We start from the raw sequence: 19,320 nt of genomic DNA on the forward strand, positions 1-19,320 counted from the left end.
CTACTTAATCTATTGAAATATCTTATTGGGCTAAAAAATGCAACCACTCCATCAAAACAGAGTTTAATATATTAAATTTGGTTACTATGAGAATGCAGCTTGTGTCAAATAATATAGTAGAATTTCCTGGAGAAATCCAACCAAATGTTTATATGGAAGAAAATGTTTGTCACATTCTGTTAGATTCTGAAGACACATATAGCTATGTAATTTATACTGAATATGATACAATTGTAACTAAAGGGCGTTTTCAGAAAAGTGTGAATATTGATATGAGTATTCTGAATCCTAAGAATAAGTACCAGTTAAAACTCTTTAATTTAGATAGCGTTTTCACCTATAGGTTGAAGGCAGCGATTTAATAAACAAATTACTTGTTCAGGAGCCTCATCATATCCATTGTGCCCAATATTCTTAATTAAATCAAATGTATTGTGATGTATTCTTGCCTCTGCTTGCATGGTGGAAGCGTCAATTAGAACATCATATTCACCTTGAATGATATGTAAGTTCTTACCCATCATTTCTAATACATTGACTTTATCTTCTCTATCACGCATAGCGAGCAAGGATTGAATGATAGCTTCCTCACTAATCGTTTGTGCTATTTTTATAGCGTGTTGAATTTCCTTTGTGAAAGCTTCTTGCTTATGATACAGATATGGAATAGCCTCATTTAGGAATAACATCTTATCGTATTCGACTACTCGCGCAGCACGTGTTCGATTATTCTTTTTCTCTTTTGGGTCTGCCCATGGATGTGAATGAAGAAGTATAAGATGATCAATCTTCTCCGAAGCTAATTCATATAAATTTAAGGCAGTATATCCTCCCATCGAATGACCTACCATAGAGAATCGAGGAAGATTCAAATTCTTAATAACAGTATATACAGCTTGCGCAATATTTGATAGACTTAATTCTTCAGCTAATAAAGGAGATTTTCCATGGCCTGGAAGTTCTATACAAATTGCTTGAATATCTTTCATGTGAGGTAAGATATTCTCCCAGATATGATTAGTTTCTAAAAATCCATGTAAAAAAACTACCGGATAGCCATCTCCAACTATCCGATAGTGTAAGGATGTGGATGAACTCATTTTTTCTTTTTATTCTTGTTCATCAATTCTTCAATTTCATCGACTTCAATAGGAATATTTTTCATTAAATTTTTAGGGCCACCTTTTGCTTGAATAACTAAATCATCTTCGATACGTATTCCTAATTTCTCTTCTGGGATATATATTCCAGGCTCACAAGTGAAAACCATTCCTGCCTTGATTGGTTTGTTAAAAAAGCCATAATCATGTGTGTCTAAACCAATAAAGTGAGAAGTGCCATGCATAAAATATTTCTTAAATGCAGGCCACTCTGGATTTTGGTTTTTAATATCTGTTTTGTCTATCAACTTCAACTTTAATAGTTGAGCTTCCATGATTTTACAAACTTCTTTCTGATATTCGGTAATGATAGTTCCAGAGACCAACATCTTTTGAGCCTCATTTTTTACATGGAGAACAGCATTATATACTTCTTTTTGCCTTTTTGTAAATTTCCCATTTACAGGAATTGAACGTGTTAAATCAGAGGAGTAATTAGCATATTCAGCGGCAACGTCTAATAGGATTACATCACCATCATTACATTTCTCATTGTTTTGAATATAATGTAAAACACATGCATTTTTCCCAGAAGCAATAATTGGAGTATAAGCAAATCCTTTTGAGCGCTGCTTAGTAAATTCATGAATTAATTCTGCCTCTATTTCATATTCCCATACTCCTGGTTTAATAAATCCCAATAACCTTCTGAAACCACTTTCGGTAATGTTACATGCAGTCTGCATTAATTCAATTTCAATATCTTCTTTTACACTGCGTAGTTCATGTAAGATTGGAGCGCTCTTATATACTTGGTGAGCAGGATATTTCTTTTTATATTTCTTTATAAATCGATCTTCACGTGTTTGAACCTCTGTGTTTGCTCGTAAATGTTCATTGGTATTGAAATAGATTCCTTCTGCCTCAGCCATCATTTCATTAAAGATGGTGTCGAACTGATTTAACCAATATACTGTTTTAATTCCACTCGTATCAAAAGCAGCTGCTTTAGTTAGTTTTTCTCCTTCCCAAACTGCAATATGTTCATTTGTTTCACGCAAGAACAATACTTCTCGATGATTCTTATTTTGCGCATCTGGAAAAAGAACTAAAATACTTTCTTCTTGGTCAACTCCTGACAAATAGAAAATATCTCTGTGTTGCTGAAATGGAATGGTACTATCGGCACTTATAGGGTAAATGTCGTTCGAATTAAAAACCGCCAAAGTATGAGCTTTCATCTTTTTTGTGAATTTTGCTCTATTCTTCTCGAACAGTTTTTTGTTTATTTGTTTATATCTCATCGACTTATATTTTAATTTAATTCAAAATTTGCACCTCGAAAAGTACGTATTCTTATATGCAATTAAAAGGAAAATAATATTTATTACTCAACATAACTTAATCGAATCATATTCGATTTCCCTTTAGCTTCAATTGGCATAGAGGCTAAGTTGATAATTAAATCACCTTCTTTAATATAACCTAATTCTTTTAGAATAAATTTAATGTCAGCTATCGTATGATCTGTACTTACCATCTTGTCGTAATAAATAGCACGAACACCCCATACCAAATTAAGTTGCGTCAAAATTTCTTTATTCATAGTAAAGACAAAAATCTCTGATTTTGGACGTTGTGAAGCAATCTTATAGGCTGTATATCCTGAGAAGGACATAGTTACAATTGCTTTTGCATTCACTTGACTTCCTAAACGCGTTGCATTAAAACAAATAGAATCAGAAATAAAGCGTTCTTGATTTTTCACAGGAACTTCTTCTCGGTAATAAATACTATCTGATTCCTCAATTTTGCTTACAATTTTACTCATTGCCTTTATAACTAATGGAGGGTGTTTTCCCACTGATGTTTCACCTGACAGCATCACTGCATCAACGCCATCTAGAACGGCATTCGCCACATCATTTACTTCTGCACGAGTAGGTGAAAAATCGGTAATCATGCTTTCCATCATTTGGGTGGCAACAATAACCGGCTTAGCATAAGAATAACTTTTTTTGATTAACATCTTTTGAACCAATGGTACATCTTCCATTGGGATTTCGACACCTAAATCACCTCTTGCAACCATAATAGCATCGGTATTCTGGATAATATTGTCAATGTCCTTTAATGCTTCTGGTTTTTCAATCTTGGCAACAATTTTAGCCTTATTGTGGTGCTTACTTATGATGTGTTTTAATTCTATGATATCACGTGCAGAACGGACAAAAGATAAGCCTATCCAATCTACATTTTGATCCATAGCAAATTGTAAGTCTTCTTTATCCTTTTCTGTTAATGAAGGTAGAGAGATAGCCGTATTTGGTAGATTTACTCCTTTGTGAGAAGACAAAAAGCCTCCATATACCACTTCTGCTTGGATAACTTTTCCATCTGTGCTCAAAACTTTTAGTTGTAATTTTCCATCATCAAGTAAAATATATTCTCCTTCGTTTACATCTACAGCTAATTGATCATAATTGATGGCAAAACGTTTGCTAGTACCAAGAATCTCTTCTGTTACAATTTCTACTTTTTCTCCCGGGATTAATTCTACTTTATTATTTTCCATATCCAAAGTACGAATCTTAGGTCCCTGCAAGTCGGCGAGAATAGCTATGTTTAATCCGGTCTCTTCATTAATCTCTCGTATATATTGAATCACTTGCGCATGGTATTCATAAGAACCGTGCGAGAAATTAATTCTTGCTACATTCATCCCCTCAGCAACCATTTCACGTAATACTTCCTTTGAGGAGGAAGCAGGTCCCAATGTTGCTATAATCTTCGTTTTTTTCATTCTTTTATTTTTAAATTCTTTTAATCAAATAATAATTTTGGCGCAGATTTCAGTGATTCAACATCTATAACGACTGCTGTTAAAATACATGCAATTTGTTTTAAATCACTAACAATTTTATCTACATCTACCCAACCTGATTCTTTACTAATTAGGAAAAAATCAATCTGCTCTTTCTCGGGTATCAGATACTTATTTCTTTCTCTATCTATGTTTTGAATAAGGTAATAATTCACATTTTCTTCTGCGTCAAACCACTCATATAACGAATGAGCTGAAGCAATTGTTCCTCCTTTTCCCGAAATAATAAAAGATTCTTCAGCTTTGGTTAGTCTAAAACCCATTTGTTCGTTGATAGACCAACATACTTTATAGTCAGCGCTATGACTACAAACCCCAATTAAATCAAAGTTAAAATCATTCTCTAGGTTTAATGTATATTTCGCCATCTGAAGTAATCTTTACTAAGGAATCAAAGATAGAAAAATTATGAAACATGTATATTAGGATAAGGGAAAGAATACAGTATATTTATTCCAAAATTGATTAGTATGAGATTGTTAATAGTATTTCTCTTTTTTTCTTTGGGTATATTAGCTCAAGAGGTGACAGATTTAAAACTACAAATTCTTGGACAAAAGAAAGAAGCTGTTATCAAGAATGGTAGATTAGAATTAGGTTTAACCTTGCCTGATTCAATCTTACATGAGATTGCAACATATCTCACGGACGAACCATTTCAAAGAGGGGGACTTAATCCTTTTGTGAGTTGGGATGTGGATGTTCGAGCTGAATTTTCACATAAATCAGATAATTATAAGTTTACAGCTGTTGGTTTTTGGTATGCAGATATTAAACGGAATACACGAAAAGATACGTGGGAATCCAAAAATACAGACCTGCCTTTCAGAATACGTTATGCGCCCCCATCTATTGGTGAATGGGATGTAGTTGTTTCCGTTCGGATTCGTCATCAGAATTTGATTCAATTAGCTCCTTTAGCATTTACTGTAATTGATTCTGAGATGCCTGGATATGTCACGTATAATAACAGCAAAAACCTCCTTGAGCGTGACGGAAAATCTTTCTTTCCTGCAGGAATTAACTTACCAGGGCCATACAATCAGAATAATGTATTGTATGATTGGAACCCTGATGCAAAATTAAACCTTTCAGCTTGGACAGAATATATGGAACAAGTTACAGATTATGTAAATCAAGGAGGGGAAACTTTTAGAATGTTTATCAATCCGAGTTGTACAGATATAGAATTTGAAGAAGTAGGATTTTATCAGGATAGACAAAATTTTGCTTGGGAAATGGATCAGTTACTTAGTTTTTGTGAATCCAAGCATGTTTTGATTCAATTGAATTTGATGTATCATACACTTTTTATGAAGTTGGGAGATTACTATCAATTTAAATACGATTATACAGATTATTGGTACAATGGAGAGAAACTCTCAGAAGATGACCCCAATTATATCTCTGGATATTCTAAGATTCTGAATAGTAAGACCCCTTCTGATATGTTTTTAGATCCAATAGGTATGCGTTATTTAAAAGAGAAAACACGTTATATAATGGCTCGCTGGGGATATTCAACTAGTATATCTATGATTGAATTAATGAGCGAACCTTGGCATATAGACCAAAACCCATATTTTAATGAATTCCCCTATGATGAAGTATCTCAACGTGGAGATGTAGCTAGAAAAGCAGTATATTATTATCATAAAGAAATAGCTAATTATATCAAAGATACGCTGCATTATCGCCAACATCTATTGAGTGCTATAGGGCGTTTTCCAGTAGGTTCTTCGCATATTTACTCTCATTTAACAGAAGAAACGCCAGCTTTTGTAGATAGCACGTGGTATATTCCCAATATAGATATTATTGCTATTTCATATTATACTTCTAGTCCAGAAAAAATGATTTTCTCAAAATCAGGCTCAAACAATGAATGTGGAGGAAATGAAAACGCTATGCCTTGTACTATTAAACGGTTAAAAGATACCTATGGAAAACCAGTGATTTTTGGTGAATCGGATGATGGAGATGATACGTACTTTTGTTCGGATTATCAGGGACACTATATCAATCTGATGAGATCCCCCTTTACAGGTATGATTGGACATTATTTATGGGATGGTTTTGTAGAGGATACACCAAAAGATGGAATTCCTGGAAGAAATGGGAGGAAATCTTGGGCAGGTATTATTTCGATTCAAAATTATGTTAATCAGCCGTGGTATTATGATTTATGGAGAGGGAGTCCTGTGTTAGGTCATGAGAAAGGTGATTTCCAACGAAGCCCTAAAGATAGAGTAGAACATCAGTATATTATTTCTCAGAATAAAGAAACAGTAGGAGGATATGTGTATAACCGTACCTATAATATAGCGACGGCTTTAGGGAAATCTAATCAGGACTTGAAAGGAACTCCTTGTGATTTTGGAGATACTCCTTTTACGCATCCGGTAACGATTCCTTGGAAGCCTAAGAAACTTAAGATAGAGGGATTGAAGACTATGAAGAAATATGAGATTATTTTTTACAACTATAAAACAGGTTCTTTACACTCGAATGTATTGGTTCGATCAACAATAGGAGGAAAATTAAAATTAGAGCATCCACCATTAATACCTTCTACAGATGGTACGCCTCTTTTGTGGTATAAAGTGAATTTGATTAAATAAGTGTAAAGGAAATTAATCATCCCTTTACACTAAAGTAAACTCCTTATGGTAATGTTCTTAGCATTGCTTTATACTCAGATTGGTACGTATTTTTACCAGTACAACCTAATTCTATAGCTAGATTATTAAAATGTTCTATTCTATTTTCAGGGCTTGGGTGAGTACTCAACCATTCAGGAATTGATGCACCTCCCATTGCTTGGATTTTCTCGAAGAATTTCCCAGCTGCGTTAGCATTATAATCGGTTGGACACATGTAAGTTACTGAAGCCTGGTCTGCCTGAGTTTCATGCGTGCGAGAAAACTTCAATCCAATCAATCCTGTGGTGAGTTCTTTAATCATTTGTCTATTTCCTGCGATAACCTCCAAGAGTACCTGAACACCATATAATTTGGTCATAATTTGAGTGGAATGTCGTAAATCGGCATGACCAATTTCGTGCGCTAATACCCCAGCCAATTGATCTTCTGAATCCAAGAATTTCATTAACCCCGTATATACATAAATGTAACCTCCAGGAGTACAAAAGGCATTTAAAGTATTATCGTCGTTAATTATACGCAATCTCCAAGCGAATTCATTCTTATTGATCACTTTACCTGAATTCAGAATTTTATCTCTGATTTTATATAAATAAGCATACGAAGCACTGTATCTAGCACTATCCAATAATGGATATTCATTTGGATTCCCATCAATCTCAGCCGCTACCTCTTTTCCTAAAGAGATATCATCTTGAATAGAAAATAAGTTAAATCCTTTAGCAAGACCATTATCAGATGTACCACATCCAGATATAAATAGCAAGCTACCAGTGAAAATTGTAAAAAATAGTATCTTTTTCATATTCGATTAATAATTAAAGGGTAAAAATAAATAGTTAAAATTTGAGAAGCAAATCCAAGTAAATACCCCCATCCAATTTCTTTTAAATCATGGGAGTTTAGGGCGAGACGAGCGGAAAGCACTATACCTCCTAAAAGAATAGATATAATTAAAATAAGGTAGGGAATTTCTTCTAATTGTGTACTGTACATATAAAAGAATCCAAAAAAAGCACCCATACCAATAGCATGGAGACTAATTTTCATTCTCCGATTAATCACGGCAGCAACTAAGGCTGCTAAAGCCCCTCCAAGCACCATACTATTTAAGATAGCTGGTATCCATATTTGTTTAGATTGAAATTGAAGGAAGAAAAATAAGATGAAACAATATAGCCCGGTAATTAAAATAGGAGTATTTCGTTCTTCTCGATTCTCCATGCTAAACGAAGAGATTGTTTTATTCATTTTCAGCATGGCAAATGAGATACCTGGTGCTATTACAATAAAAGCAAAAAATAAAATGATAAATAGCATTTTAGCTATAAAAGGCATGTAAAATAGCGATTCTGCACTTCGATAAGAATTTGCATATACAGGTAAGAATAATGCGATTAAAAGTGCATAAATGGGTGTAAATAAAGGTAAGAACACCCAAGAAATCAAGGTGGCAAATTTTCTCATTTATAATTCCTTTCTCAATCTTGCTACGGGGATATTGAGTTGTTCTCTATATTTTGCAATGGTTCTTCGAGCGATGTTATAACCTTTATCCTGTAAAAGTTTAGCTAATTTATCATCTGTTAGTGGTCTTCTCTTATTTTCATCTGACACAGCTTCCGATAAAATTTGCTTTACTTCCCGTGTAGATACTTCTTCTCCTGAATCTGTAGAAAGCGATTCAGAGAAAAAATATTTTAACGGAAAAGTTCCGTATTGTGTTTGTACGTATTTTGAATTAGCTACACGGGAAATAGTAGAGATATCTAGGCCTACTATTTCAGCAATATCTTTAAGAATCATAGGTTTCATGGTAGTTTCATCTCCTGTCAAGAAGAAATCTTTTTGATACTCCATGATGGTACTCATAGTTCCTAGTAAAGTATTCTGTCTTTGTTGGATAGCATCAATAAACCATTTAGCTGCATCTAATTTAGATTTTACAAAGGTGAGTGCTTCTTTGTCGGCACGACTCATTTTGGCTCCTTCGGAATATGTTTTTAGCATGGTTTTATAGCCCTGACTAATTTTTAAATCAGGTGCATTTCTTCCATTTAAGGTCAATTGTAATTCTCCATCTTCCTCAATAACCATGAAATCGGGAACAATTTGTTGAATGGCTCGTGAGGCTTCTTTATGTGAACCACCTGGTTTTGGATTTAATCGAATGATCTCATTAACGGCATCTTTTAAATCATCTTCCGAAATCTCTAATTTTTGTATTATCTTTTGATAGTGTTTTTTTGTAAATTCTTCAAAGAATTCTTCCAACACTTTTAAGGCTGTGTAACGTGTAATATCTCCATTCTGCCTTCTTTCCATTTGAAGAATTAAACATTCTTGTAGGTCTCTAGCACCTACTCCAGCAGGATCTAGTGTCTGTACTTTTTCTAATACTTCCTCTACCTTATCTTCTGTAGTACTAAAATTTTGAGAGAAAGCTAAATCATCTACGATAGATTCAATATCTCGTTCTAAGTACCCTGCATCGTCGATATTTCCAATGAGGTATGCAGCTATTGTTTTTTCTTCATGAGTCAAATCCAATAGATTCAATTGACCAACTAAATATTCATGGAAAGTTGTCCCAGAAGCTAATGGTACAGATTTTTCTTCATCGTCTTTACTTTTATTCGAAATGGATGTTTTATAAGACGGTGTTTCGTCATCACTCAAATAATCATCTATGTCGATATCTCTCTCGTTATCCGTATCTCTTTCTTCGTAATCATCCTGTGTAGTATCCTGCTGATAATCCTCTTCCTCATTTTCTCTCCCTTCTTCTAAAGCTGGGTTTACTTCTAACTCTTGCTTTATACGTTGATCTAATTCAACGGTAGGCACTTGCAACAACTTCATTAATTGAATCTGTTGTGGCGAGAGCTTCTGCTCCATTTTTTGAGAAAGTGATTGTTTTAATGCCATAATTTATATTTTCAAACCTTAAAGTAAGAATAAATATTTAAAATCCTACGTCTTCGATTAAAATTCCGCATTCCCCGGAGTTCTTGGGAAAGGAATAACATCTCGAATATTCGTCATCCCTGTTGCAAACATCACCATACGTTCAAATCCTAAACCGAAGCCGGCATGAGGTACTGTACCAAAACGACGTGTATCCAAATACCACCACAATTCTTTTTCAGAGATATTGAAATCTGCACACTTTTTTTGGAGAATATCTAACCTTTCCTCTCTTTGAGAACCTCCCACTATCTCTCCAATACCAGGGAATAAAACATCCATTGCAGCTACTGTTTTTCCATCTTCATTTTGACGCATGTAGAAAGCCTTAAAAGAAGCAGGATAATTCGTGATAATTACAGGGCATTTGAATTCTTTTTCTACCAGATAACGTTCGTGTTCTGATTGCAAGTCTGTTCCCCAATCCACATCGTATTTGAATTTCTTCTTTTTGTAATGATTTGAATTGCGCAATATTTCAACCGCTTCGGTATAAGTAATACGTTTAAAATCATTTTTTACCACGAACTCCAAGCGTTCAATTAAACTCAAAGGATTACGCTCATTTTCTGGTTTACTCTTTTGTTCCTCTGCATCACGATTATTTAGAAATGCTACATCATCTTTGTAGTTTTCTAAAACATAAGCACACAAATATTTTAAGAAAGATTCTGTTAAATTCATATTATCTTCCAAATCATTAAATGCCACTTCTGGTTCTATCATCCAGAATTCGGCTAAGTGACGAGAAGTATTCGAATTTTCAGCTCTGAAAGTTGGTCCGAAGGTATAAACCTTACCTAAAGCCAATGCTGCTAATTCTGCTTCTAATTGTCCAGATACAGTTAGGTTTACCGGACGTTCAAAGAAGTCTTGACTGAAATCTACTTTTCCATCTTTTTTTGGAATGTTATTTAAATCAAAATTGGTCACGTGAAACATTTCACCTGCTCCCTCTGCATCTGAAGCAGTTAAAATAGGAGTATGTATATTAAAGAAACCTCTGTCGTTAAAGAATTTGTGTATAGCGAAAGTTAAACCATGTCTAATTCTGAAGACTGCACCAAAAGTGTTTGTTCTAAAACGTAGGTGCGCTTGTTCTCTCAAGAATTCTAACGAATGTTTTTTAGGCTGCATTACAGTCTTCTGTACATCATCTGGGTGTGCTTCTCCAATGATTTGAACTGTATCTACACTAATTTCAACAGCTTGTCCTTTTCCTTGAGATTCTATCACAGTTCCACATACTTCGATTGCAGCAGCAGTGGTAATCTTATGTAGAATAGTTTCATCGAAGTTTTCAAAGTCTATAACAGCTTGAATCGTATGGATAGTAGATCCATCATTAATTTGGATAAAACGGTTGCTTCTAAATGCTCTAACCCAACCTCTTACGATTATTTTCTCACCTATTTTCGGAGAGGATAATAATGTTTTGATTTCGACGTGTTTCATTCTTCTAAATTTACAGTGTACAAAAATAGTAAGTTTCAGGAGATGAAGAAGAAGCTAGTGGAAAATATTGGTATGGGATCAGATTAGTATTAGTATTTCCTGTGTATTTTTACACCATGCAAGAAAACTCCTATACATTTCCTCCTGCTGAGACTGCCGATAAAGATGGTTTACTTGCGGTGGGAGGCGATTTATCCCCCCAGTGTTTACTTGCAGCTTATCGTGCAGGTGTGTTTCCTTGGTTTAATGAAGGAGAGCCCTATTTGTGGTGGACTCCCAATCCACGTATGGTACTTTTTCCAGAAAAATTGCATATTTCCAAAAGTATGCATCAATTATTGAATCAGCAGAAGTTTAAAGTGACTGTGAATCAAAATTTTGTAGAAGTAATTTTGAATTGCGCACGTATGACACGCAAAGGACAGCAAGGTACGTGGATTACGAATGAAATGAAAGAGGCGTATATCCATCTGCATGAATTGGGCTATGCTTATTCAGTAGAAGTGTGGCAAGATGCTGAATTAGTTGGTGGCTTATATGGTATTTACTTAAAAGAAAAGCATGTGTTTTGTGGAGAAAGTATGTTTGCCAGAGTAAGTAATGCCTCAAAGTATGGGTTTATCACCTTTGTGCAAAGATTGCAAAGAGAAGGCGTTAAACTTATAGATTGCCAAATCTATACCCCTCATCTTGCAAGTTTAGGGGCAGAAGAAATACCTAGAGAAAAGTTTTTAGCGTTTTTGAAATAACTCTACTTCTTTTTGTATCCTGGTATTTCACATTCCCATTTATCTGTGGCGTTCTTATAAATATCTGTTTCTAGTTTCTTGCAATCATTATCGGCTTGTGCTTTCTTCTTTTTATTCATTTCATAATGAGCTATTTCATTAGCATCACTGGTACATTGACATGTCCAATCTTTCTTACAAGCAGTTAAACTCATAACAATAACTATTATTATTAGATAGGATTTCGCACATTTCATAAAATAGGTTTTGATTATTATAAAGATAGTATAAATTTTATTCCTTTTAAAAATTGTACTTTTGTTTTTCAAATTTTGGCTATGGCATACATTGATACACATGCACATCTTTATCTGGAAAATTTCGACGAGGATCGAAAAGAGGTTATGCAACGAGCCATTAATGAGGGTGTTGAAAAGATTTTTCTTCCAAATATTGATGGTACTACTTTGCCTGCTGTAGAGAAAATGGTAAAAGATTATCCCGATACATGTTATCCGATGATAGGTATTCACCCTTGTGATGTTCGCGCTGACTGGGAGGAACAGTTAACGGAGATTAGATCACTCTATAAAAAAGATTTTCATGTTGCCATTGGGGAGATCGGAATTGACTTATATTGGGATAAGACGTTAAAAAAGGAGCAAATACTATCATTTACTGAACAAATACGCTGGGCAAAAGCAGAAGGACTTCCTATTGTGATACATAGTAGAGATTCCTTTGATGAGATTTTTGAAGTTATGGATAAAGAAAATGATACTTCTTTGTTTGGGATCTTTCATTGCTTTACAGGTACAATAGAGCAAGCGCATCAGATTATTGATTATGGTGGTTTTAAATTGGGAATAGGAGGTGTGGTTACCTTTAAAAATAGTCATTTAGATGAAGTTATAAAGGATATAGATTTATGTCATTTGGTATTGGAAACAGATGCTCCATTCTTAACCCCGGCTCCTTTTCGTGGGAAAAGAAACGAAAGTTCATATATTCCGCTCGTAGCTAAGAAACTTTCTTCTATCTTTGGGATAGATGAAAATGAGATTGGAAGAATTACCACTCAGAATGCATTGGAAGTATTCAAAATAAAGTAATCCCTATGGAAAAATCAAAGGTACTTTTAATTTATACAGGAGGAACAATTGGAATGATTGAAGACCCTAAAACGGGCGTATTAATTCCTTTTGATTTTGAACACTTACATCAGCAGATTCCTGAATTATCGCGTATTAATGCTCAGTTGAGTGTGGAGTCTTTATCCGAATCGTTAGACTCTTCCGATATGCATCCCAATAATTGGAAAGAAATGGCCATGATTATTGAGAAAAACTACAATTCTTTCGATGGTTTTGTAATTCTTCATGGAACAGATACCATGGCATATACAGCAAGTGCATTAAGTTTTATGCTCCAAGGTATTAAAAAACCTGTAATACTTACAGGTTCACAACTTCCAGTTGGTACTATACGTACAGATGGAAAGGAAAATCTAATTACTTCAATTGAAATAGCAGCTTGCAAGGATCAAAAAGGAGAGAGTATAATTCAAGAAGTAGCTGTTTATTTTGAGTATTCACTTTATCGTGGTAATCGCACTACGAAAGTTTCGGCCAATGCTTTTGAAGCTTTTCTTTCTCCTAATTATCGAGAACTAGCTGTGGCTGGGATTGATATTGATTATCATGCGGATGCTTTTCTTCGTACATCTCTTTCTACACCATGCTTCCGTTATGAAATGGATGAAAAAGTTGCACTCATGAAGATATATCCAGGTTTTTCTGTGAAAGTTTATCAGGAACTATTTGATGTTAATCTAGTAGATGCAGTTGTTATTGAGTCCTTCGGAGCTGGAAATATTCCCAATAGCTCTGATTTACATAAGATGATTGAAAACTATATTCAAGCAGGAGGTATCGTAATCAATATCACACAATGCTATTCTGGAAAAGTAGCACAAGGGAAATATGCAAATAGCGTCAAATTAAAAGAATTAGGTGTAATTAGCGGTAGCGATTTAACTACGGAAGCAGCAATCACCAAAATCATGTTCCTTTTGGGTAATTATTCGGATAAAGAACAAATTAAAACACTTATGCAACACGCATTAGTAGGCGAGATGACTCTATAATCTCATCCCTTGGAAAGAATTTAGATTACTTTCTCTAATCGTAATGGTTTTGTATATAATAAATAACCTTCAGTGGGCTTTCCGCTCATTTCGTTAAGAGCTATACAGTAATTATTTACCTGCTTTTTATAACTTGGACGAGGGGTCCCTGATTTAAAATCAACTACTGTAATACTTCTATCGGAAATGTATATTTTATCCGGACGTTTCATTTCTGTTTCATTGATGATGATGTCTTGTTCGTTTATGGTCTGATTCGCCGTAAAAACAAACGCTTGCTGAGATAGAAGTTGGAGCACTTCTTCTACTGTCTGAGCAATTTCATCTTTCCATTGTTTATTGATTTTACCCGTAGTGGTGAGTTCTTCAATAATAGATGTTATATCAGATAAATGAGTAATTCTTGAAAGTGCCAAGTGAATCTGATTTCCTTTTTGTTGTTCTTCACTTAAATTCTCCGTATCAAGGGCTTCTTCATCTTGCAAAGCTAATTTTGGAAACCATAAGAAATCAGTTAGGTTCGTAGCGTGAAATTCCTGAATATCTGATTCGGCAGCTTTGGTATTAACTTTTGAGTGTAATTCTCCTATTTGGAAGGAGTTGTCAGTTATTTCTGTAGCAATCTCAGGATGGTTCCAATTCTGAATAATTTCTGTTATTACTTGACTAATAGATGAATAATCCTTCTCTTTTTCCTTATTAGATTCCTCCAAATACACATATAAACGGTGAATGGGTCGAGTAAAAGCTACATATAAGGTGTTCAACTCATCTAAGAATACTCGTTCATATTCTTCGTTGTATGCGTTAACCATATAATCGGGAATATAATCTTTTCCTTGTTGCTTTATTCGAGTATATAGTAAGCTACCATCATCTGCAAATAGAAAATGAGTGTTTCGAGAAGTAGAGATATTCCAGTCAACTTTTGGCATTATAACGATTGGAAATTCTAACCCTTTTGATTTATGAACCGTCATAATTCGAATAGCATTTTCATTTTCTGGCATTTGGAGCGAACTCTTATATAACTTTTCATGCCATCTTTCCATAAAAACACGGATATCTGGACCTTCGTGTAAATCAAATTCTTGAAACAACTCCATTAAATGATGTAAGTATGGATTAGATAGTTCATCCTTATGGAGTATCTTCATCAATTTTTTGCCTAGATCGTACATGTTTTCATACGGAAAAAATAAGCCGTTGATGTTCCCAAAGAAGTCAATAGCAAATTGTATGAAATTAAAATTTCCCACCTTTTGATTTATCCAATAGGGTAGAAGTGATTCAACAGGATCTTTATTGAGTGAAACCAGATATGTAGTAGCAAATTTAATTTGCAGTGATTTATTTCCTTCGTTTCTTCGTAAATTGATATAATCTATACATAATTGAACGCTTTTATCTGAAGAAACAATTAAACTATCAGAAGAAACAATGGCATATCCCGCATTGATTAATATCTGAGCAAATAGATTTCCTTCTTTATTATTTCGGCAAAGCACACAGATATCTCCTGGACTGAATCCATCCTTTATACAGGAATCTACTTTATCTAATAAGAAAATATCTTCTTTACATGTTTTTTTGGGTTCTAGATGAAAATGTACAGCCCCTCCTTCATTACCCATTGGGTTTTGTTTGATATCTGCATAATATTCACTTAGATTTTTAGGTGAACGCGCTAGAAAATCCAAAAAAAAGTCATTATTGAATTGAACAATTTCTTTACTAGAACGGTAGTTATCTTGGAGAGGTAGTTTTTTACCTTGAATTTTAAAATAATGAGATATCTGTTGTAGATTCTGATTCTTTTCTGGATTATATATTTCTGGCAAAGCAACGAATTGTTCTACTAAGCCATTTCTAAACCGATAAATAGCTTGTTTAGGATCCCCTACAATTAAATTATCATGATTATGTGAAATTGATTCATGAACTAAAGGAATTAGGTTTAACCATTGTAAACGACTTGTGTCTTGGAATTCGTCTAGTAAATAGTGATTATATCTATTACCTAATCTTTCATAGATATAGGGAGCCTTTTCTTCACTTAATAAGGTAGAAATCTTTAAACCAAATTCGTATATACCGATGATATTTTCTTTTTCTTTATATTCCTCAAGTTCATTCGCAACAAACTTCAGAAGAGCCAGATTATAGAAATCCTTCCGCCTTATTTGTAGAGTAAAATATTTTTTTGCTTTGTCTTCTTCGTAGGTGATTAAATCTTGCACTCGCCTTAAGAGTTGTGCATCCATAGGTTTTTTTAACACCTTTTCATCATTATTCAGATAGGCGGTAATATAGCTATTTGGAGCATTGACTTTGGAAATACTTCTCTCATCCAATTTGGATAAAAGATGGAACATGCCACCACTTTTTCCACCTTGGTAATATTCTTCTGGAGAAGTTCCAAGTGAAACAAAATATTCAAATAATTCCTTACATCTAGTTTGATGTTCAATTTCTATCTGTTTAATTTCATTTTGGATGTTTTCATAGGTATCAGTATCGAATGTCTGTTGGAGTAATTCTTTGATATATTTTTGGTCACGCTCTTTAGTGAGTACTTTACTAAAATCAGCTAAATTATCTTTAAAATCCCACCTGTTCCCATCGTCAGAATTGCGTTTTGCATACGTAACAGTCAGATTAGTGATTTCTTCCTCGCCTGTAACACCAATTCGAGAGATAAGTTCATCGATAACCTCATTGAGCATTGAATCGGCATCTAAGCTTACCTTAAAATTATCTTGTAAATCTAGGTCTTTGCTAAATGTACGAATCAAACGTAAACTAAATTTGTCAATAGTTAGCACATTAAAATCGGCATAATTGTGTAATATATTTGAAAGTACATTACCTGCTCTTTTTTCGATTTCTTGAGGAGAAAGTTTAGTAGATTTAATAACCCCATTTATGATGCTAGTTACTTTCTTCTTTTCCCCATCTGTGAGTGAATTTGGATGTGCTAACCAATTTAACGCTTGTATGATACGTTCACGCATTTCAAGGGCTGCCTTATTGGTAAAGGTCATAGCCAAGATATGTGAAAACTGATTAGGGTTGAAACCATTTACTGGATGATTCCCCAGCACTAGTTTTAAATAGCTTTGTACTAAAGAAAAGGTTTTACCAGAGCCTGCTGAGGCACTGTAAACTAAAAGAGGTTTCTTTTCCTTTTCCGCCATTCTTTACTCTATTTTGGCAATTTGGAAAATCCCATATTATAAAGCGTAAAGCTATAAATATCGGCATATTGTTGAATCATCTTACTGACTGGTGTTCCAGCTCCATGTCCCGCATCAGTTTCAATGCGTATTAATACAGGATTATCACCTGTCTGCTTTGCTTGTAATTCTGCAGCAAATTTAAAGCTATGAGCAGGAACCACTCGGTCGTCATGGTCTCCTGTCATAATCATTGTTGCAGGATACGCTACGCCTTCTTTAACATTATGGACAGGTGAATATCCTTTTAAATATTCAAACATTTCTTTACTATCTTCTGCAGTTCCATAATCATAAGCCCATCCAGCTCCTGCGGTAAATTTGTTGTATCTTAGCATATCTAATACACCTACAGCAGGAATAGCTACTTTCATTAAATCTGGACGTTGCGTCATGGTTGCTCCCACTAATAAACCACCGTTTGAACCACCGCGAATAGATAGGTAGTCTGAAGAAGTATATTTATTTTCTATTAAATATTCAGCAGCAGCGATGAAATCATCAAAAACATTTTGTTTTTGCATTTGGGTACCTGCATTGTGCCATTCTTGACCATATTCTCCACCTCCTCTTAAATTGGGAACAGCATATACTCCTCCTAATTCCATCCAAACGGCACTCAATACGCTAAAACTTGGAGTTAAGCTAATGTTAAATCCGCCATACCCGTATAACATGGTTGGATTCTTTCCCTCTAACTTAATACCTTTCTTATAGGAAATAATCATAGGAACTTTTGTTCCGTCTTTAGAAGTATAAAACACTTGTTGACTTTCATAATCATTCGGATTAAATTTAATTTTAGATTCTATAAATAATTCGGATGTACCTTGTTGAATATTGTATTTATAGATAGTACCAGGAACTACATAATTTGTGAAAGAATAATACAGTTCCTGCTCTTCTTTTTTAGATCCAAAACCACTTACTGTACCAATACCTGGAAGTGCAACTTCCCGTATAAGTTTTCCTTCGTAATCGTATTGCAGAACATGTGAAATGGCATCTATCATGTAGCTTGCAAAAATATTTCCACCTGCAATGCTAGGAGAAAGTACATTTTCAGTTTCAGGAATAAAATCTACCCAATTTTCTGGAGAAGGATTTGCAGCATCAACGGTAATAATTTTACCATTGGGAGCATCCTTATTGGTATATAGATATAATTTTGAGCCTATATTGTCAAGTAAATAAGTGTCGAAATCATGTGTTCCAATTATTGTTACGAAAGGACTATGTGCTTTGGTTAAGTCTTTAATCATAAGCATATTTCCAGTAGTTGAGATGCTCCCGCTCACCAATAGATAGTGATTATCTTCCGTTACACTACCTGAAATATAGCGATGTTTTTCCGATGCATTAGCCCCGTATATTACTTTATCTTCTTTTTGATGAGTGCCTAATTTGTGATAGTAAAGTTTATGCTGGTCAGTCATAGCAGACAGTTCACTACCTTTTGGCTTATCATAACTGGAATAATAAAACCCTTCTTCTCCTTTCCAAGAGAGTCCGCTGAATTTAATATCTATTAAAGTATCTTCCATTAATTCTTTTGTAGCCGTATTCATTATGAGCACCTTTCTCCAATCACTACCTCCTTCGGAGATGCTATAGGCTAGTTTACTCCCATCTTCGGAAAAGCTGGTAGCATCTAATGAAATAGTACCATCTTCTTTAAATTTATTTGGATCAAGGAAGACTTCTGCTTGATTAGGATTTTCTCCTTTTCTGTATCTATATAAAACAAATTGATTTTGTAGTCCATCGTTTTTATAGAAGTAAGTATAATCCCCTTCATGGAAAGGAGCTCCTATTTTTTCGTAGTTCCAGATTTCAGTTAAACGTTTTTCTAAATCCTTTTGATAAGGTATCTTACTTAAGTAATCATAGGTAAGTTTGTTTTGAGCTTTTACCCATTCAGCAGTTTCTTCACTTCTATCATCTTCTAGCCAACGGTATGGATCTTTCACTTCTATTCCGAAGTAAACATCAACCGTATCTACTTTTTTTGTGTCGGGATATATCATGGTTAATTTTTCTTGAGTTTTTTCAGTACAACTTATCAAAAGGAGCGCTAGTGGAAAGGCAATGAATTTAGATTTCATAGTTTGAATTTTAGAGATACTAAAGATATAAATTTT

The 19,320-nt window shown here is 34.3% G+C and carries 16 protein-coding genes; 5 read left to right on the plus strand and 11 right to left on the minus strand.

The window, feature by feature from the left end; translation table 11 throughout:
• Positions 1-86 precede the first annotated feature (86 nt).
• Positions 87-362: a hypothetical protein gene (locus M9897_11910; protein ID MCO5269586.1), complete on the plus strand. Its 276-nt coding sequence runs from the start codon at positions 87-89 to the stop codon at positions 360-362.
• On the opposite strand, the gene M9897_11915 is transcribed toward M9897_11910, so the two are convergent.
• From M9897_11915 to M9897_11930, 4 genes are all read right to left on the minus strand, one after another.
• Positions 321-1,100 (minus strand): alpha/beta hydrolase, encoded by a 780-nt coding sequence (locus tag M9897_11915; GenBank protein MCO5269587.1) that lies wholly within the window; start codon positions 1,098-1,100, stop codon positions 321-323. The two genes, M9897_11910 and M9897_11915, sit on opposite strands and share 42 nt — an antisense overlap.
• Positions 1,097-2,404, minus strand: coding sequence for an aminopeptidase P N-terminal domain-containing protein (locus tag M9897_11920; protein ID MCO5269588.1), 1,308 nt, complete (start codon positions 2,402-2,404; stop codon positions 1,097-1,099). The genes M9897_11915 and M9897_11920 overlap by 4 nt, the downstream gene beginning before the upstream one ends.
• Before the next feature lie 83 nt (positions 2,405-2,487).
• A complete protein-coding gene (pyk, locus tag M9897_11925; protein ID MCO5269589.1) occupies positions 2,488-3,903 on the minus strand; it encodes a pyruvate kinase in 1,416 nt (471 codons plus the stop codon).
• A gap of 20 nt (positions 3,904-3,923) precedes the next feature.
• Complete coding sequence (locus tag M9897_11930) at positions 3,924-4,352, minus strand: IPExxxVDY family protein (protein MCO5269590.1); 429 nt, start codon at positions 4,350-4,352, stop codon at positions 3,924-3,926.
• Between the two features lie 102 nt (positions 4,353-4,454).
• Between M9897_11930 and M9897_11935 the strand changes: the two genes are divergently transcribed.
• On the plus strand, positions 4,455-6,605 hold the full coding sequence (locus M9897_11935; GenBank protein MCO5269591.1) for a DUF5060 domain-containing protein: 2,151 nt from the start codon (positions 4,455-4,457) through the stop codon (positions 6,603-6,605).
• Between the two features lie 43 nt (positions 6,606-6,648).
• Here the strand turns inward: M9897_11935 and M9897_11940 are convergent, their stop codons facing one another.
• The 4 genes from M9897_11940 to asnS are packed head-to-tail and all read right to left on the minus strand — an operon-like array spanning position 6,649 to position 11,069.
• Positions 6,649-7,452 (minus strand): M48 family metalloprotease, encoded by an 804-nt coding sequence (locus tag M9897_11940; GenBank protein ID MCO5269592.1) that lies wholly within the window; start codon positions 7,450-7,452, stop codon positions 6,649-6,651.
• Positions 7,449-8,114: a hypothetical protein gene (locus M9897_11945; GenBank protein ID MCO5269593.1), complete on the minus strand. Its 666-nt coding sequence runs from the start codon at positions 8,112-8,114 to the stop codon at positions 7,449-7,451. The genes M9897_11940 and M9897_11945 overlap by 4 nt, the downstream gene beginning before the upstream one ends.
• Positions 8,115-9,575: an RNA polymerase factor sigma-54 gene (gene rpoN / locus M9897_11950; protein MCO5269594.1), complete on the minus strand. Its 1,461-nt coding sequence runs from the start codon at positions 9,573-9,575 to the stop codon at positions 8,115-8,117.
• 57 nt (positions 9,576-9,632) lie between these two features.
• Complete coding sequence (asnS, locus tag M9897_11955) at positions 9,633-11,069, minus strand: asparagine--tRNA ligase (protein MCO5269595.1); 1,437 nt, start codon at positions 11,067-11,069, stop codon at positions 9,633-9,635.
• Positions 11,070-11,185: 116 nt separating this feature from the next.
• Here asnS and aat point away from each other — a divergent pair, with 116 nt between their 5' ends.
• A complete protein-coding gene (gene aat, locus M9897_11960; protein MCO5269596.1) occupies positions 11,186-11,818 on the plus strand; it encodes a leucyl/phenylalanyl-tRNA--protein transferase in 633 nt (210 codons plus the stop codon).
• A gap of 2 nt (positions 11,819-11,820) precedes the next feature.
• On the opposite strand, the gene M9897_11965 is transcribed toward aat, so the two are convergent.
• Positions 11,821-12,012 carry a hypothetical protein gene (locus M9897_11965; protein MCO5269597.1) on the minus strand — a complete coding sequence of 64 codons (192 nt, stop codon included), beginning with the start codon at positions 12,010-12,012 and terminating at the stop codon, positions 11,821-11,823.
• A gap of 123 nt (positions 12,013-12,135) precedes the next feature.
• Between M9897_11965 and M9897_11970 the strand changes: the two genes are divergently transcribed.
• Both M9897_11970 and M9897_11975 read left to right on the plus strand, forming a co-directional pair.
• The gene (locus M9897_11970) at positions 12,136-12,909 is read left to right on the plus strand and encodes a TatD family hydrolase (GenBank protein MCO5269598.1); all 774 of its coding nucleotides are present in this window, start codon (positions 12,136-12,138) and stop codon (positions 12,907-12,909) included.
• A 5-nt stretch (positions 12,910-12,914) separates the two neighbouring features.
• Positions 12,915-13,943, plus strand: a complete 1,029-nt coding sequence (locus tag M9897_11975; protein MCO5269599.1) for an asparaginase — start codon at positions 12,915-12,917, stop codon at positions 13,941-13,943.
• Positions 13,944-13,963: 20 nt separating this feature from the next.
• Here the strand turns inward: M9897_11975 and M9897_11980 are convergent, their stop codons facing one another.
• Together M9897_11980 and M9897_11985 are read right to left on the minus strand one after the other, a co-directional pair.
• Positions 13,964-17,140, minus strand: a complete 3,177-nt coding sequence (locus M9897_11980) for a UvrD-helicase domain-containing protein (protein ID MCO5269600.1) — start codon at positions 17,138-17,140, stop codon at positions 13,964-13,966.
• 8 nt (positions 17,141-17,148) lie between these two features.
• The gene (locus tag M9897_11985; protein ID MCO5269601.1) at positions 17,149-19,284 is read right to left on the minus strand and encodes a prolyl oligopeptidase family serine peptidase; all 2,136 of its coding nucleotides are present in this window, start codon (positions 19,282-19,284) and stop codon (positions 17,149-17,151) included.
• Between the last annotated feature and the right edge of the window lie 36 nt (positions 19,285-19,320).

It is taken from the genome of Brumimicrobium sp. (assembly GCA_023957385.1).
Lineage (GTDB): Bacteria > Bacteroidota > Bacteroidia > Flavobacteriales_D > Crocinitomicaceae > Brumimicrobium.

Coding starts and splice junctions, on each gene's coding strand:
- pyk (MCO5269589.1), bottom strand. CDS start 3,903: ATGAAAAAAACGAAGATTATAGCAACATTGGGACCTGCTTCCTCCTCA.
- M9897_11980 (MCO5269600.1), bottom strand. CDS start 17,140: ATGGCGGAAAAGGAAAAGAAACCTCTTTTAGTTTACAGTGCCTCAGCA.
- M9897_11975 (MCO5269599.1), top strand. CDS start 12,915: ATGGAAAAATCAAAGGTACTTTTAATTTATACAGGAGGAACAATTGGA.
- M9897_11985 (MCO5269601.1), bottom strand. CDS start 19,284: ATGAAATCTAAATTCATTGCCTTTCCACTAGCGCTCCTTTTGATAAGT.
- M9897_11965 (MCO5269597.1), bottom strand. CDS start 12,012: ATGAGTTTAACTGCTTGTAAGAAAGATTGGACATGTCAATGTACCAGT.
- M9897_11930 (MCO5269590.1), bottom strand. CDS start 4,352: ATGGCGAAATATACATTAAACCTAGAGAATGATTTTAACTTTGATTTA.
- M9897_11915 (MCO5269587.1), bottom strand. CDS start 1,100: ATGAGTTCATCCACATCCTTACACTATCGGATAGTTGGAGATGGCTAT.
- M9897_11935 (MCO5269591.1), top strand. CDS start 4,455: ATGAGATTGTTAATAGTATTTCTCTTTTTTTCTTTGGGTATATTAGCT.
- M9897_11945 (MCO5269593.1), bottom strand. CDS start 8,114: ATGAGAAAATTTGCCACCTTGATTTCTTGGGTGTTCTTACCTTTATTT.
- aat (MCO5269596.1), top strand. CDS start 11,186: ATGCAAGAAAACTCCTATACATTTCCTCCTGCTGAGACTGCCGATAAA.
- asnS (MCO5269595.1), bottom strand. CDS start 11,069: ATGAAACACGTCGAAATCAAAACATTATTATCCTCTCCGAAAATAGGT.
- M9897_11940 (MCO5269592.1), bottom strand. CDS start 7,452: ATGAAAAAGATACTATTTTTTACAATTTTCACTGGTAGCTTGCTATTT.
- M9897_11910 (MCO5269586.1), top strand. CDS start 87: ATGAGAATGCAGCTTGTGTCAAATAATATAGTAGAATTTCCTGGAGAA.
- rpoN (MCO5269594.1), bottom strand. CDS start 9,575: ATGGCATTAAAACAATCACTTTCTCAAAAAATGGAGCAGAAGCTCTCG.
- M9897_11920 (MCO5269588.1), bottom strand. CDS start 2,404: ATGAGATATAAACAAATAAACAAAAAACTGTTCGAGAAGAATAGAGCA.
- M9897_11970 (MCO5269598.1), top strand. CDS start 12,136: ATGGCATACATTGATACACATGCACATCTTTATCTGGAAAATTTCGAC.